At 33.8% G+C, this 16,479-nt stretch carries 11 protein-coding genes; 7 read left to right on the top strand and 4 right to left on the bottom strand.

Going from position 1 to position 16,479, the window contains the following annotated elements; all coding sequences use genetic code 11:
* The first annotated feature begins 203 nt into the window (after positions 1-203).
* Both AC0L4B_RS12045 and AC0L4B_RS12040 read left to right on the top strand, forming a co-directional pair.
* Positions 204-764: a hypothetical protein gene (locus AC0L4B_RS12045; protein WP_473437129.1), complete on the top strand. Its 561-nt coding sequence runs from the start codon at positions 204-206 to the stop codon at positions 762-764.
* Positions 765-2,993, top strand: coding sequence for a hypothetical protein (locus tag AC0L4B_RS12040; protein ID WP_473437128.1), 2,229 nt, complete (start codon positions 765-767; stop codon positions 2,991-2,993). It begins immediately after the preceding gene.
* 7 nt (positions 2,994-3,000) lie between these two features.
* Here the strand turns inward: AC0L4B_RS12040 and AC0L4B_RS12035 are convergent, their stop codons facing one another.
* Entirely contained in the window at positions 3,001-3,657 is a 657-nt protein-coding gene (locus AC0L4B_RS12035) for a 4'-phosphopantetheinyl transferase family protein (protein ID WP_473437127.1), read from the bottom strand.
* A gap of 323 nt (positions 3,658-3,980) precedes the next feature.
* On the opposite strand from AC0L4B_RS12035, the gene AC0L4B_RS12030 reads away from it, so the two are divergent.
* From AC0L4B_RS12030 to AC0L4B_RS12010, 5 genes are all read left to right on the top strand, one after another.
* Entirely contained in the window at positions 3,981-4,781 is an 801-nt protein-coding gene (locus AC0L4B_RS12030) for a hypothetical protein (protein WP_473437126.1), read from the top strand.
* A gap of 177 nt (positions 4,782-4,958) precedes the next feature.
* On the top strand, positions 4,959-5,750 hold the full coding sequence (locus AC0L4B_RS12025) for a hypothetical protein (RefSeq protein WP_473437125.1): 792 nt from the start codon (positions 4,959-4,961) through the stop codon (positions 5,748-5,750).
* 99 nt (positions 5,751-5,849) lie between these two features.
* Positions 5,850-6,710, top strand: a complete 861-nt coding sequence (locus AC0L4B_RS12020) for a hypothetical protein (protein ID WP_473437124.1) — start codon at positions 5,850-5,852, stop codon at positions 6,708-6,710.
* 95 nt (positions 6,711-6,805) lie between these two features.
* Positions 6,806-12,112: a beta-ketoacyl synthase N-terminal-like domain-containing protein gene (locus tag AC0L4B_RS12015; protein WP_473437123.1), complete on the top strand. Its 5,307-nt coding sequence runs from the start codon at positions 6,806-6,808 to the stop codon at positions 12,110-12,112.
* Positions 12,076-13,119 (top strand): beta-ketoacyl reductase, encoded by a 1,044-nt coding sequence (locus tag AC0L4B_RS12010; RefSeq protein ID WP_473437122.1) that lies wholly within the window; start codon positions 12,076-12,078, stop codon positions 13,117-13,119. The genes AC0L4B_RS12015 and AC0L4B_RS12010 overlap by 37 nt, the downstream gene beginning before the upstream one ends.
* A 233-nt stretch (positions 13,120-13,352) precedes the next feature.
* Here the strand turns inward: AC0L4B_RS12010 and AC0L4B_RS12005 are convergent, their stop codons facing one another.
* The 3 genes from AC0L4B_RS12005 to AC0L4B_RS11995 form a co-directional block, all read right to left on the bottom strand.
* Positions 13,353-13,979, bottom strand: a complete 627-nt coding sequence (locus AC0L4B_RS12005) for a Pycsar system effector family protein (protein WP_473437121.1) — start codon at positions 13,977-13,979, stop codon at positions 13,353-13,355.
* A 124-nt stretch (positions 13,980-14,103) separates the two neighbouring features.
* The gene (locus AC0L4B_RS12000) at positions 14,104-14,757 is read right to left on the bottom strand and encodes a hypothetical protein (protein WP_473437120.1); all 654 of its coding nucleotides are present in this window, start codon (positions 14,755-14,757) and stop codon (positions 14,104-14,106) included.
* 102 nt (positions 14,758-14,859) lie between these two features.
* On the bottom strand, positions 14,860-16,470 hold the full coding sequence (locus tag AC0L4B_RS11995; protein ID WP_473437119.1) for a glutamate synthase-related protein: 1,611 nt from the start codon (positions 16,468-16,470) through the stop codon (positions 14,860-14,862).
* Between the last annotated feature and the right edge of the window lie 9 nt (positions 16,471-16,479).

The following is a 16,479-nucleotide window of genomic DNA, read 5'->3' as shown; positions in this document are numbered from 1 at the left end:
TTGTTAACTATAATTACTTACCAACCAAGCTTTCTACTTCAGTTGTATAAAAACACTATTTTAAAACGTTTACTTTGTAATTGTTATTATGCAATGTAACGATAGGCGAGTATTGGTGTGTGGCATGCTTTTAAATAACACCTGTATTTCTAAACATTACATTAGAAAAGTATTATTTTAGAGGCAATTATACATTGCTATACATGAGATTTAAAAAATACTTTTTACTATTCATAAATTTTATAAGAGATTATTTATTTAGAAAAAAGACCCTTAATTACCTATTGTGGCTATTAATAGTTGCCATTTTAGCACAGTTACATGCTATTAATAACTATGATGCTATACAGGCTATTTTTACTGAATTACAAAAAGATTATGATAGTATTTGGTTAAAGTATTTGATACTGGTTATTGAGTTTTTTGTTGGTGATGCTAGTGTTTTTGTTTTAAGTACTTTAATTGTTTTATTTTTAATTGTCTGCTACCTAAAGTATAAAGAGATTAAAGCTGTTAATGGGTTAGGCAGTAGTGAGGATTTTAAAAATGAGTTATTACATAGCCTAGTTGACACGATATCTAAGGCACAGAAAATTGATAGTGAGGCTTATATTTCGGCTATACATATTATTAACAATAAGGCGCTTAAAGCTAAATTAAAGACTTACCATAACTTTGAACGCAAGAGAGGTAATGTGCATTTATTAGAAAAATTTGTAGTAGACAGTAATTTAATTGATGATTTAAAAAAACATAGCCATTAGATGAGTTATTCTGAATTAAGTAATCCTTATGATTTTGCAAATCCTGTAACTGAAGAAAAGTTATTTGCTGGACGGTCTGACGAGTTGAAAGAGATCCGTTATTATTTGAACCATGGCGCCAAAACTAATAAGCCTATCAATCTTTCGTTAATTGGTGATCGCGCAGCAGGTAAGACGAGTTTGCTTAACATGATTGAAATTGAAGCGTCTAAATTAAATTTTCTTACGGTAAGAATAGATTTAGATGAAGGGGATAAGGGGTCTCAGTTGCAATTTTTTTATAAGATCTTTGATTCTATTTTTAATTCGGCTATCAACGATAATTATTTTGGAGGCGTTGGAGGTGCTATTTTTGATGAATACTTGAATCAAACTTCGGCTTATACGGTCTCTAATAATATAGAGTTTAGACCTTTTTTGTTTCCTATACAGTTTGCTAAAGCTATGGAAGCCGGAAGGACAGATGTATTAACTTCTGAAAGTAATTTTAAAAGAGATTTAGAAACCATCAATAAGGAAGTTAACACTTCTATAATTCTGTTGTTTGATGAGTGTAATGTGCTGTCTGAAAGTCGCGTTTTACTTGAAAAAATCAGGAATATTTTTATGAATAAAACTAACTATATGTTAGTTTTTACAGGTACTAAAGAGCTTTTTCCGGTTATAGACGACATATTTTCGCCAATAATTAGACAGTTTAAAAAGATTACTGTTGACGAATATAAGGATATTGAGGATACTGAGATTTGTGTTAGTAAACCACTTTTAGATATTGGTATAGAACCTAGTGATATTTTTGAAAATTCGACTTTTCGTGAGTTACATAACATCTCTGAAGGGAAACCTTATGAGATCCAGTTGATTTGTCATACTATGTTTAAAAAAATCCAGGAAGGGATTACAGATAGTATGACGTTAAATCACTCGGTATTAGAGGATGTTAGGTTAGAATTAGAAACGTCTCAAGATTTAGCAAAACGCCCCAAACTTTATGAGATTAAGAGTTTTAATAAAGAGACTTTACAGCACTTAAATTATTTGTCTAAATCCTTAAACCGATCGACTAGCAAGGAGGTTTTAAATTTAGAATATTTAATTTATGGTAATGATAGAGTGACCAAAGCCGATTTTAAAGCCTCTTATGATAAGTTTATTGACAAGGGTATTTTATTTGTTAATCCTGAAGGCAAATTAGATTTTTTTGGTGATGATTTTGATAAATTGTATACAAAATATTATGCCAGAGAAGCTGGCGTGCAATTTGAGTTTAATTATTATAATTTAGAGTCTAATTACTATAGAGGTGTTAGAGATTTGTTGCACCCAACTGATAGCCTCTTGAGTTTAAATAGGGATAATGCCCTTGTGCATAAAACCATTGCCTATTTTCTTGATAGCACAGCTACTATTGATGCTGATTTAAATACGGTAATGAAAATTTATACCATTTTATTTCAGTTTAGAACACGTGAGATCATCCATATTGAAATGCCTTTTAATTTAAATGGTACTAACTTTTTTATACATCTGTTTTTTGATGATAAGGATGCGGCTAAAAAAGTGATTGATTTTCAGAAAGAATTTGAAAAACGAGTTAAAGATAATGGTACTAATATTTTACTTAATAATATTATTATTAATGAACTACAGATACCTACTAGAGTTGAACTAGTCAAAAAAATACAAGCTTTACACTCTAATAACATCACCAAAGAGGTTATTAAATATCATGGTGTTAGATTTCCGATAGAGCATATTGAGTATCTTTTAGAAGTGAATGACGAAAGCAAAGACATTGTTTTAGCACATTGTAATGCTATTTGGGAACTGGACTTTAATAGTAAAAGACAATTCTGCTCGATTGAAAATTATAATGTTGTTAATATGGGTTATATCTACATGATTAACCTACTTTTGGATGAGGCTAAATGTTGTTCGGATTTTGTAACTACTAATTTAGAGTATAATAAATTCCATTTGAGTCTTAATACATTTAATCGTTCGGTTTTAGAAATCATGACAGGTAACTTTGATGCTATACAGACCAATATGGATCTTGTTATTAGATTAGCTAAAGACTATCAGGAGAGTACCAATACGGTGGATTCTACTAGTTGCTCTTGTCTTTTTATTCCGTCCAAAACTAGTGATGATGACATTACTTTTATAGAGGTGGAGAATCCTGAATTGATACAGACTGCTTTAGATGTTAAGGCGTATTTTAAGTAGTGTAGATCTAAGCACTAAAGCAATTTATAGCGACATCTTTTAAGTTTATATCTAAATTAGAAGACTTTGTGGCTAAATTACAGGAGTAGTTTGGATCTATATTTAAGCTATTTATATGATATACTGTTTGGTTATACGTTGCTGTATTGTTGTTTATTATAATGTCTAATAGGGGAATTTCTAGACCTCTTCCGTCTACTTTTACAACACTTTCTTTGATGGTCCAAAAGTTAAAAAACGTCTTTAAAGCATCTTCGGCATTTTTTATAGTATTGATTTGTTTATCAGTCATTACCTCATCAAAGTTATAGAAATCTATAGGCGTTATTTTTTCTATATCTATACCTACTTTTGTTGTTTTAGATATTGCACAGAGCACATAGTCACTAGAATGTGAAATATTAAAATCGATATTTGCATCTATAAATGGTCTGCCATTACAGTCTATTTGTAGGTGCTTTAAACAGTCTGGATCATACCCATATTCTTTAAGCCCTGTAAGTACTAATAATTTACCAAACAGATTAGCCTGTCTGTCTTGCCAACGTAAGAGTTTGGTGTTTTTTTCTTGTAAGTGTACAGGTAACCTATTGAGTAGTTTTTTAAATTTATACTCGGACAGTTGATCTGTAAATTTTGTGTAAAAGACTTCTACTTTGCTCACTGGTTCTGTTTAAATCCTGTTTAAAAATACTTTTATCATTTTAGATAAAAAAATGATGTCTATATTATTTAATTATGCCTTGGTCTTAAGCTTTATTGCTAAGAGTTGATTTTTGATTAATGGTACTGTACATATATTAATCATAGTGCTTCATTTTTAAGTTTAGTGATTCTATAGTTATTAAAAATATGTTGCACTATCACTTTTACCCCCTAAAGTCTTGTTGAGTATTATTACTGTTTTTTTAATACCGTATTTATACGTATAAACCACATAAGAATATAAAATAAATTTATACAATACTAATTTAAAAAATATATCTTATGTCAAATGAACAAAAACAAGTAAAACATCCTATTGAAGTTTGGCTGACGCTTAATGACCCGTCAGCACATGCTTCTTTAAAACGAGAAGCCAAGGTAAGTAATTTTTTAGCGACCACGAGCGAAGACTCCCAATTAGCTCCATCTATGTCTGCACTTACTGGACCTGGAGCAGCTTCTGCGAAATCGAATACTGATTGGGAAACGAATCCTGCACTTGGAGCTGCCAACCTTGCGCAAATAGCCATGCGTGCAGCTGGTTACGATCCAACCAATCTAGATATGGAAGACAAAGCCAATGCTGCTAATTTTAACTTATTTAGAAAAAAATTATCTGAATGCCCTTTGTTTATTACTAAGTATGCAGAAAAGCAGACTTTGAATGAATCAACCAGTGATTGGAATGATTTAATAGATAATATTGCGGATACTTTTGAAGGTATTATGGCTAAAGACAAGACTGCTATTGTTGGTAGCTTAAAAAAGCTAGCTAAAGCAGCCTCTTCAAAAATGAGTACCAAACAAACTACTCAGGTTTTTACACAGAATACCATAAATATAGATGATGATCTTTCGTATTATTTATATAGTTCACAAGTTTCTTTTGAAGAAAAGAAAGGGAAAGGATTCCATTCTCGTCAAAGTGACTTTGTTGTATGGAAACTTCGTTTAGAATTCCAAACAGAATTATGGCCAGAGTGGTGGGAAAGAGTTAAGAAAGCTTTTGATGGAGATATGGATAATTGGTTAGGCGACACCACTACCAAAAACACGGGAGAAGACCCAATTAATTGGGGATAGTCTATAACTAAACCAGATATAGCCTCTAGTTTGTTTTAAGAAACTACGCCATGAATTACTTTTTAACATTATAACATTTACAATTTTTAGTTGTAAACCCTTCAATTTTTTGAATGTAGTTTATGGTGTGGTCTCTTAATTATTTACCTGTACAATTCTAATAAAATATTATATATTATGGAACATGAAATTAATGATTGGTTAGACTCTTTTTATCTACAAAATAAGACTACTAATATACTGTCAACTAAGTCTAAAGCTATTTTGCAAGACGTAGGCAAAATACTTGACACCCCGAATACCCCTTTCACCTTTGAAGAAGAAGAAGTAACAGCAACTTTTACATTTTCATTTCCTGCACTAACAGGAAATAATACAGAAGCGCTTTTAACAAAAGATACAGAACTACAAAATGCCTATAATAGCCATAAACCTTTAGACCCAACGTTTATAAACTCATTAAAGAAAGCGCCTGTTACAGGACTAGCTACCCTATTGAGCTTTGTAGAGAGTATGACAAATTTTATTCCTCAAAAGGGTCTTTATACTATTCAAGACTTTGGTCGTTTTATGCAGGCTTTTGGAAACTGTCCTATAGTTAAAACAGGCTCTGCTCAGAACTTAGAACACGTGAGTAACTTGACTAAGATTAAGCACGGTAACTTTGATCAAGAGCCGATTGTTGATACCATTATTAGCATTTATAATTTAGGTGACGAACAACGACATGTAATTAGAGAACAACTTAAAAACACTACTGAAGATAGCGTTAAAATATCCCTTTATAATATGCAACTTTCGGGTAGTTCAGAAGAAGCTTTTTTTAACGTTTATGCAGGAGTAGTAACCCTTATTCGTACAGAAAACCACGGACTAAAAAAACCTATAATTTTAAAATTGACATTAAAGGAAATCATATTATTTCCTCTATACAAACTGCAAATTGGGCCAGTTTTGCTGCCAAATTAGCTGAAAAACATTTTGCTTCTATTACTGAATGGGTTAAATCTAACCAGCTACCCAATGCGCAAACCAAAAGAGTATAATACCAATATAATATAGACACAAATGAAAAAGCCTAGTTTTGAACAATGGGTTAACCACTTAGCAAATAAAACCTCTGTAAAGGAAGAATTGAGTGTATTAAACTCCGTTTTTAGCATTGCAAGTAAAGCCAACACCCTTTTATTAGGAAATGAAGAACATCCAGTAGTCAGTAATGCTAAATTAACTGGTCCTGGAGCTACTAGTGCCCTAGAAGCCGATGAGCACTATGTCTCTTTAAGAGCATCTGGAAAAACACTAGATGCAGAAAAAGCCCTAGCATTAAGTCCTGCTACAGGCTGTGCAATGTGCATGAGCCTGGCAGCAGAAGGCAGTGATTTTAATCCAGCGTCACCTGCACAAGCAGGAAATTTGACTGGTTTTTTGAATTATGTCAATGAGTTATTTAAATGTAAAATACTACATAACGAACTTAATGACTCACCTTCTGTAACTTGGGGCTCTGATTGGGAAACTACCATTACTAATATACTGAGTTATTATGTTGGGATTGATCAATCTAGTTTAAATCAAATTCGTATTAGCTTAAGAGATTGTGCTAGAGCAGCTGCGAGTAATCCGAATACCACACAAAGGACCGATTTATTTGTACAAAACACTATGCATGTAGGAGAAGATCTTAAAGTGTATTTATATAAAAGCTTTATTGAGATGATTTATGTCTCTAAGGATGGTGGAAAAAATGAACCCGATATTAGACGAGATGAGACCCACTTTACTATTTATCGGGTAATTTTTGATTTTAAACAATCAGAATGGCCAGACTATGCTAAGATAATCATGCCTCAGAGCGATGCTTCGCTTGATAGTTGGTTAAATAATAACTCACCCTCACAAAATATAAAACCAATAAACTGGGGTTAATTGCAATTACTAGCCTTAAATAACATCCATAGACTTGAGTTTTTAGTTTAATACTTACCCTAATATTTTACTTTTTTAAAAAAAGACCTTTTTGTATGAAAAATAATGTAAATGATACCAAAATAGCTATTGTAGGAATGGGATGCCGATTCCCAGGAGGTGCTTCAAATCCTGAAAAATATTGGGAATTACTAAAAAAAGGAGTTGATGCTACTAGTGAAGTACCCGAGGATCGTTGGGATTTAAAACGGTTTTATAGTCCAGACAAGACAGCTACAGGTAAATCCTATGTCTCAAGAGGAGGTTTTTTAAAAGAAGCTATTGATGCGTTTGACCCTGCATTTTTTGGAATTTCTCCAAGAGAAGCTACACCTATGGACCCCCAACAAAAACTTTTATTAGAGGTCGTTTGGGAGGCATTTGAAGATGCAGGTATTATAGCTAAAGAGATTGTTGGTAGCCAAACAGGTGTTTACATGGGAGCATTTACATTAGACAACAAAATACACTTATTAAATGCCTATAATAGATCATTAATATCTACCCATACAGCAATAAGCTCTACTGGAGGTATGTTAGCTAACCGATTGTCTTATACGTTTGATTTTAGAGGACCTAGTATGACTATTGATACCGCTTGTTCATCCTCCGCTGTTGCTATTCATTTGGCTTGTAAAGATTTAATCCATAAAGACTGTAATCTGGCTTTAGCAGGAGGCGTAAATGTGATGATCCGACCAGAATATACTATTGCCATGAGTAAAGGTGGTTTTTTGGCTGCTGATGGCAGATGTAAAACCTTTGATATGCGTGCTGATGGCTATGGACGCGGTGAAGGTGCTGGAGTCATAGTGCTAAAACGTTTAGACGATGCGATTCGGGATGGAGATCAAATTCATGCTGTTATTGCAGGTTCAGGAGTGAATCAAGATGGCAATAGTGACAGCATTACTGCTCCTAATCCGGAATCTCAGATTAATCTTTTAAATACAGTTTATACAACTGCAGGAGTCTCTGCAGATCAAGTTCAATATGTAGAAGCACATGGAACAGGAACCAAAGTGGGAGATAAGGCAGAAACTAGATCAATTGGTCATGCGATTGCTTGTAAACGAAAGGGAAACACTCCTTTAATGATTGGCTCCGTAAAGACAAATATTGGTCATTTGGAAGCTGCAGCAGCTGTCGCTGGTGTTATAAAAACCATATTGTGTTTGAAACACAAAGCTATCCCTAAAAATCTACATCTAGATCACCCTAATCCAGACATTCCTTTTGATGAATTGCGTTTAAAAGTCCCTTTAAAGCTTTCACCTTTTACAGCACATGAGGGTGACGCCTATGCAGGTGTTAATTCTTTTGGATATGGAGGTACTAATGCACATATCATTCTTCAAAGTGCACCTTTGATTATCCCCAAAAAAACTGAATCTCAACAAAGACCTCGACTGTTTCCTATTTCTGCGAATAGTCAAAAATCTCATTTAAAAAGAATTAAACAAGTCATTGATGTATTACAATCTAAGCCTAATTTAAACCTTGAAGATCTAGGGTTTACCTTGAGTCAAAAACTTAGTCATCTAAAATATAGACATGTTATTATTGCCAATACACAACAAGAGTTGTTAGAAAAGTTAGAACAACTAAACATTGATAGCCTTGAAAGTACAGCACAACTTATAGGATCTGGTAAAGCCCATAATGATGCAAAATGTGCCTTTATATTTACTGGAATGGGAGCACAAAGTTGGGGGATGGCAGTTGATTTGATTGAAGAGAATGGCATTGCCAAAGCATTTTTTAATACTTGTGATACCGAATGGACTAAAATTGCTGGATGGTCTTTAAAAAGACTGTTTACAAAGCAATCTGGAGCCCCCATGTTAGAACCACAAGACGCACAACCTGCTAATCTAATTGTACAGTTAATGTTAGTAGAAGTGCTACGCTCTTATGGTGTAGAGTCTGAAGGTAACTTAGGACATAGTGTGGGAGAGATTGCTGCTGCTTATTGCTCCGGATCACTAAATCTAAAAGAAGTCCTTACTTTAGTTTATCATCGTAGTCAGTTACAGCAAAGCACTCATGGAAAAGGTAAGATGTTAGCTGTAAGTTTATCTGCTAAAGATATACTATCTTGGATACAGCCTTATGAAGGATTACTATCTATAGCCGCAATTAATAGTCCGACCTCAGTAACACTTGCAGGTGCTGATGGAGCACTTCTTGAGTTATCGGAAAAATTTACTGAACAGGATATTTTTAATCGAATATTAAAAGTAGAAGTGGCTTATCACAGTTATCAAATGGAGTCTTTAGAACATTCATTTAAATCGTGTTTGACCACTTTACAGTCTGAACCTCAACACACCCCATTATACTCCAGTGTCTATGGACGATTAATTTCTGAACCACAAGATGTAAATTACTGGTGGAAAAACTTAAGACAAACCGTTCAATTTTCTGATGCTTTGGAAGCCATGATACATGATGGCTATAATACTTTTATTGAAATTGGACCACATTCGGTATTATCAGCAGCTATTAAAGATAATCTTCAAAACACAAATAGACAAGGCACCTGTTTTAGTACATTAAATCGTAAGATTTCCTCTTTAGAGGCATTACATCATGCTTTAGCAGGCTTGTTTGTACAAGGTGTACACATAGATTGGACCAAACAATTTAAGACAGGACAATTAATACCATTAGGGTCTTATCCTTGGGTGCGTGATACCATCTGGCAAGAAACTAAACTCTCTAAAAATGATAGATTAGGAGTTACAGGACATCCATTGGTAAATGCTCGTGCTGATGAACCACATCCCATTTGGGAAGGCGAATTGTCTGAATATGTACAACAGTATTTAGCCGATCATAGAATAGATGGAGAAATCATTTTTCCTGGTGCGGGTTATTTAGAAATGGCTTTGAATACTCAACATCATATAGGTAGTAACATTATTTTGGAAGATGTTAAGTTTCATCAAGCTTTATCTGTAAAAGACAACCCTGTAGTGAGGTTAATATCAGATGTAGGCAGTGATTCTTTTCAAATTTACAGTCGCTCACATACAACTGATTCTGAATGGCATAAAAACGTGTCTGGTAAGAAGTTTAATCAATTTCAGACTATCAAAATACCTCCATTTAAACTTAATGATGTTCTTGCCCGTACTACAGTACCGTTAGATGTCTCAGCTTTTTATGCGCTTTTACATGACTTAGGCTTAGAGTTTGGGCCTCATTTTAAGACTATAAAAAAGGCCACTATAGGTAATAATGAATTGCTAAGTGAATTGGAGGTTAACACCAATTTTGGAGCCTCTACCACAGACTATTTTATTCATCCAACGTTATTAGATGGAGCTTTTCAATCTTTATTAGCATTAGCGACTGAAGAGATTGAGACAGAAGGCAAAATTTTTATTCCGTTTGATATTAAAAAAATCCATTATTATAAAAAACCTGGAGATAAAGCGAAGTGTCATGCTCAGATTACTGAAAAAAACAACTATTATGTCAAAGGAAACCTTGCGCTATATGATGAAGACAATGTCCTTTGTTTAGAAGTTACAGGTTTTAGAGCCAAAGGTATCAAGGTAAGCTCAAAATCTAAAAAGCAAACATTACCCTCTCAATATGTAAGTGAATGGTATAATCAAGCTATTACCCCTGAGCCAATCTCTAACGGTCAAACTTGGATTGTATTTACAGATTCTCATAGTATTGGTGAGCAATTAATCCAACAAGCTTCCAGACAAGATGTTACACTTATACAGGTTAGTCATGGAAGTGTCTTTTTTCAAAAGGATGATTATCAATTTCAAATTCGTCGTAACTCCCGTGAAGATATGAAACAGTTGCTGGAGCGTCTTGAAGAAAACAAACCTAATGCTATTGTTTATTTATGGGGATTGGATCAAGAAAATCATCAGCAACTATCAGATGATTTCCAAGCTACTGGTACTCTAGATGTGATTGATTTAACCCACTTAGTACAATCCCTTGAAGTGACAACTTCTAATTATGTAAAGCGTATTGTTATTGGAATCCAAAATGCCCAAAGAATAACACGAGAGGATAAACTAAGTTATCCTGGTCAGAATGCTATTAGTGGACTTGCTCGAGTTATAAACTTAGAATATCCAAAGTACAAGGTGAAAATGGTTGATCTGCAAAGTTTATTTTCTGTTACTGCAGCAGATCAACTAATTAATGAACTACAAGATACGTCCAATGAAACCGAAGTCGCTTATCGTCATGGCGCGCGACTAGTTAATCGAATTACACCTTATACCATAGGGTCTAAAAAGGTTAGCTCTAAAAGACATACTAATTTTGCTTATTTGCAAGATAAAGACACCTTTGTAGAGCTACCACATATTACTCCAAAACCTGAAGCAGTAGAATTTACTGTTGACACTATTTATCCTATAAATTTAAATGGTGTATTAATAAAAGAAGAGGACCATGAATTGCTATCTTATTGTACAGGAACTGTAAGCCGTACTAATAGCTTATTATTTGAAGTAGGTCAGCCAATAGTATGTGTGGTACCAACTTCAGGAATACAGTCCTATATGTCTTTACCTGCAAACACTCTTTTTCCTGCTCCTGAAGGTATGCCATTACATGACGCTGTTACTATCCCTATTTGGGTTATGGCTTGGAACATTCTTTTTGAAAAAGGTAATCTACAATTTGGAGACACTGTTTTAATTCATGATGCTTCTACAGATGTACGACTTGCCATGGTACTTATAGCAAAATGGAAAGGTGCTAAGGTTTTTGTTACATCAGGACATGATGAGAGTAAGTTATTTTTAGACACATTAGAATTGGACCATGTCTTTAGTTCTAAAAGCTTTGATTTTATTACAGAGATAAAAAAACAGACTGAAGGGAAAGGAGTTGATATGTTAATTTGCAATACAGGTCTTCTTCTTGAAAAGAGTATAACATTGGTGAGTACTGGTGGACAAATTATTTGTCTAAACGCGTCAGACACACCTATGGGACACTTACCAATTAGTACATTTGATAGAGCTCTTAATTTTTCTGTAGTTAATCTTAACACACATTTTAAGATGGACATAACGCAGAATCAAAATTTTATAGAACCGTTGCTATCTATTGTAAAAGACAAACTTATGCTAATGTTTAAGTTAAATAGATTTTCTGTTACAACATTAGATCAATTGTTTAAAAGGTACAAAGGAGGAGGTTTATTTGGTGCTTCTGTGATTAAAGTACATGGAGAAAAAGTAAAATTAAGTCAACAACTAGCTACTCACTTTATCAAACCTGACGCAGGTTACATAGTTACAGGAGGACTAAGCGGGTTTGGATTGGCTACGCTGCAGTGGTTAGTAAAAAAGGTGCTAGACATATTATCGTGATGAGTAGAAGTGGTAGAGTATCTGCTGAAGCACAACACGTTTTAATACAAGCTAAAAGTTTAGGATGCCAAGTCTTAAATGAAACCGTTGATATATCTGACTATAAAGCTTTACAATTAACACTAAAGCATTTGGATCCTGCATTTCCAGAGATAAAAGGGGTGATACATTCGGCAGCAGTAATAGACGATGCAAGTCTTGAAACAGTTGATAAAGAACAGATTTGTAATGTTATGCAAGCCAAAGCTTTAGGCGCTTGGAATTTACATCGTGCCCTTTTAGAACATAAACTAGATATTTTTATTTGCTATTCTTCTATTTCCTCAATGTTAGGTAATATTTCTCAAGCTAATTATGCAGCTGCTAATGCTTATGTAGATGGATTAGTACAGTATAGACGTAGTCATGATCTTCCAGGATTGAGTATTAATTGGGGTGTTATTGGTGACACAGGACTTGTTGCTAGAGATCAAAAACTGAGACAACATCTGGCTCAATTTGGTTTAAATCCTATTTACTCTGAAGCTGGTTTAGACTGTATGCTAACTGCGCTTTGTGAAGAGCAACAACACATTGGAATATTTGATATAGATTGGGAGCAATGGACTAATCATTTTGAATTTAGAAGCAGTCGCTTGGAAAAAGTACTCTCTAACAATTCTGAAACATCAAAAAATGATGATGTTACTATTTTTAGAAAGCAAATTATTAATGACGATACTACACACAGAATCTTTAGTGTTCAAGATAAATTGGTCTCTATAATTTCTAAGATATTAAAAATATCTACTACTGATATTGATGAAAACTCTAATTTAACGGAATTAGGCATTGACTCATTGATGTCTATGGAAGTTAAAACAGCTATTAGACAACAGACGGGAGTTCAGTTTAGAACACTCTTTCTTTTACGTGGTCCGAAAATATCAGAATTAGCTAATTTAATTTTAGAAGAGATTATAGAGGAACGCATTACGGATTTATCTCCAATTAAAGCCTTTCAATAGTGGTTTGTTATTTACAATTTTTATTTTTAAATTAAAGCGTATATGCATTTCTTAAACTTGTACTATAGTTGGCCGTGAGAATTGTTACTATTGTGATTCTTTTAAAATATATTCTAAAAAAATGTTTGCCATGATGACCGAACACTTTTTACGGGTTATATAACGAAAGGCGTTTAATGAAATGCATGTTTTTGTAAATTGAGAAGACTATTTAATAATTTGTTTTTATGGTACTAAATAAAACCTCCAAACATCGTGTGACACCCTATGAATGCAATTACAGATAGAATAATACCAATTAGAAAAACGTTAAAAGATTTGCGGAGTAATTTAAATTTCTTGTTTATGGTTTTACCCAAATGATAGGTGTCTTTAGCAATGGTTTTATAAAGTTGATCCCCTTGATTCATTAAGTTTGTAATATTGTTTATGTATTCCTTCTCTTCCATATCTTGAAAGTTTCCATAAAACATTAAGTTATCGCTGTCTTTATCTCCGTGAATAAGCTCGGGACGTGTTGCCAATACAGCCAATGAAATAGACGTTAAATTTGTAATTAATATCATAATCACTGGAAAAATAAGATGAGGATCGGTATCTAACTGACTCATTACCGTACCTAGTATTAATGATATAATTAACGCATTAATAGATATTAAAATATTTGATTTTGTATCTATCATGGTATTTAAGGTGTATTGGTTTTTAGACAATAACCTGAAGAGTGTTTCAACACCTCTTTCTGATCTAGGTGCTACTTTAGCTAGTTTCTTTTTAAGCTTTTTAAGTTCCTCTTTATTAATATTTAACTCTTCCATTAAATACTTATCTTCCACTTTTTCTTTTAATTTATCACCCATACGTCACTCTATTAATTACCCCGTTTTATAACTATATTCTTTTTATAATTTTATCAATACAAATCCATTAGCTTTTAAATAAACTTTGGTATTTACAGTTGGATCCCTTCTGTAATATTACTTATTAATTGTTTTTTAATAGGTTAATAGCCTCTTTAAAAAATGCAATACCATTAGATTCTAATAGATTATCTGCATTTAGAATTGCTCCAGTAAACCCCTCTGATTTCCACTCTCCAGATGCTAATTTTGGCAATTTAGACGTCGCTATGGCATTTCCGTTTTTGTATCCTGCGACATATAAATAATGTTTGTTAGATATTTGATCTGGTATTGCTAATCCTAATCCTATTGTCATATCTGAATCGGGTAGAGGACTGTAAATACCTGTGTCAAAATGATGAGGCCAAATTCTAATTGAGGCATTAAGATTATACTGTTTGTTTATATTTTCAAGAACAGATTGAGCTAAAACACGCAGATTTTTTAGCTCTGCTAATCTGTCGGCATTTGATAATGCGAATGTAAATGAATGGTCTATACTGTAGGGTAAATTGTAATGAAACTTATATTGGTACGTTTTATTTAAATGGACTTTGGAATAGTCCTCTAGCCAAGTTAAGACTTCAGAATGTCTGGCACCATCTAACTCAAATGTTGTGATACCTTTATTTGATTTCCATTGTAATGTGAAATTTTGATACTCTAAACAAAGCACCTCTCCGTTGTCTGAAAGCGGATGTGTATAAAGACCTCCGTTTTTGGTATTAAAACCCAAGTTTGTATGACTATCGTCTGGTTTTTTTCTAAAAAACTTATTCCTGCAGCCGCTAAATATTGTGCTGCTAAATGCATTTGCTTTTCCATAGTATATCTTGTTTTATCTTAATCCTGCGTAATTAATTCCTGTTAAATGATGCATCTCTTTGTTGTATGTTGATAGATCCTCATGATTAAATTTTGTGACATTATCGTAACCACAAGCACGCGCCACCACTTTAATTAAATCGTTTGTGGCTTCAAAGTAATTTTGTAGTTGTTTGGCAGAGGACTCTATCATAATTCTACTACGCAAGGATTCTTTTTGAGTCGCAATACCAACGGGACAGTTGTTAGAACCACAAGCACGCATACCAAGACATCCAATAGCTTGTAATGCCGAGTTAGACACTGCAATAGCATCTGCACCTAACATCATGGCTTTTGCAAAATCCTCTGCAACACGTAAGCCTCCAGTAATTACTAAAGTAACACCAACAGCACCTACTTTATCCATATATGCTCTTGCTCTTGCTAGAGCAGGAATTGTTGGCACATTAATATGATCTCTTAAAATAGTAGGAGCAGAGCCTGTACCGCCACCACGACCATCTAGAATGATATAATCCACGCCAACATCTAGAGCAAACTGGATATCTTTTTCAATATGACTGGCAGCAATTTTAAATCCTATTGGAATACCTCCAGTATGTTGTCTTACTTTTTCTGAAAAATCTTTAAAATCTTGAACATAATGGAAGTTTGGGTTTGCAGCAGGTGAAATTGCAGTTTGACCTTCTTTTAGACCTCTAACGTCCGCAATTTCTTTACTAACTTTATTACCTGGTAAGTGTCCTCCTGTTCCTGTTTTAGCCCCTTGACCAGCTTTAAAATGAAATGCTTGCACATTATCTAATTTATCCCATGAGAATCCAAATTGAGCTGAAGCTAATTCGTAAAAATATTTTGAATTATTTGTTTGTTCCTCAGGTAACATTCCGCCTTCACCAGAACAAATTCCAGTACCAGCTAATTCTGCACCTTTACTTAAAGCTATTTTAGCTTCGCGAGATAAAGCTCCAAAACTCATATCACTTACAAAAAGAGGCATGTCTAACAGTAATGGTTTTTTTGCCTTTGGACCAATAACTACTTTAGTCGCAACCTCTTCGTGGTCTAACAAAGGTCTTGATGCCAATTGAGCCGGTAAAAATTGAATATCATTCCATTTAGGGAGTGTATTTCTATCGACTCCCATAGAGGCAGAAAACCCATGATGCCCTATATTTTTTAGACCATTTTTTGCTAATTCTTTTATATAGCCCGTATAAGGCTCGGTATCCTCTGGATGCGTATCTGCGTAAGCTCCTAAATATTCATCGCGATTAAAAGGTTGTGGGTTGTTTACTAAATAGGCCTCAATTTCAAATTCATCGACCATTAAATTATCTCCTTCAATTTTAGTAGAAAATTTATGAAGGACTTCTTTGTTGTTATATTCTGAGACTCCAGAATCTACACGATAATCCCATCCATGAACACCACAAATAAGGTTGTTGCCATCGACATGACCGTCTGACATTAATGCGCCCCTGTGTAAACATCTTCCGTAGAGAACAGAAATATCTTCATCAAACTTAACAATTACTAAATCTAAACCATTAACGAGAGCGTGTTCTGGCTGTTTATTTTTTAATTGACCTACTTGAGCAATAACTATTGGTTTTTTCATATGATTTAA

Source organism: Olleya sp. NP1-10, from assembly GCF_055804415.1.
Note: the sequence above shows the minus strand (reverse complement) of the source record. Positions and strands in the feature narration are given on the sequence as shown.

Coding starts and splice junctions, on each gene's coding strand:
- AC0L4B_RS12045 (WP_473437129.1), top strand. CDS start 204: ATGAGATTTAAAAAATACTTTTTACTATTCATAAATTTTATAAGAGAT.
- AC0L4B_RS12040 (WP_473437128.1), top strand. CDS start 765: ATGAGTTATTCTGAATTAAGTAATCCTTATGATTTTGCAAATCCTGTA.
- AC0L4B_RS12030 (WP_473437126.1), top strand. CDS start 3,981: ATGTCAAATGAACAAAAACAAGTAAAACATCCTATTGAAGTTTGGCTG.
- AC0L4B_RS12025 (WP_473437125.1), top strand. CDS start 4,959: ATGGAACATGAAATTAATGATTGGTTAGACTCTTTTTATCTACAAAAT.
- AC0L4B_RS12020 (WP_473437124.1), top strand. CDS start 5,850: ATGAAAAAGCCTAGTTTTGAACAATGGGTTAACCACTTAGCAAATAAA.
- AC0L4B_RS12015 (WP_473437123.1), top strand. CDS start 6,806: ATGAAAAATAATGTAAATGATACCAAAATAGCTATTGTAGGAATGGGA.
- AC0L4B_RS12005 (WP_473437121.1), bottom strand. CDS start 13,979: ATGGGTGATAAATTAAAAGAAAAAGTGGAAGATAAGTATTTAATGGAA.
- AC0L4B_RS11995 (WP_473437119.1), bottom strand. CDS start 16,470: ATGAAAAAACCAATAGTTATTGCTCAAGTAGGTCAATTAAAAAATAAA.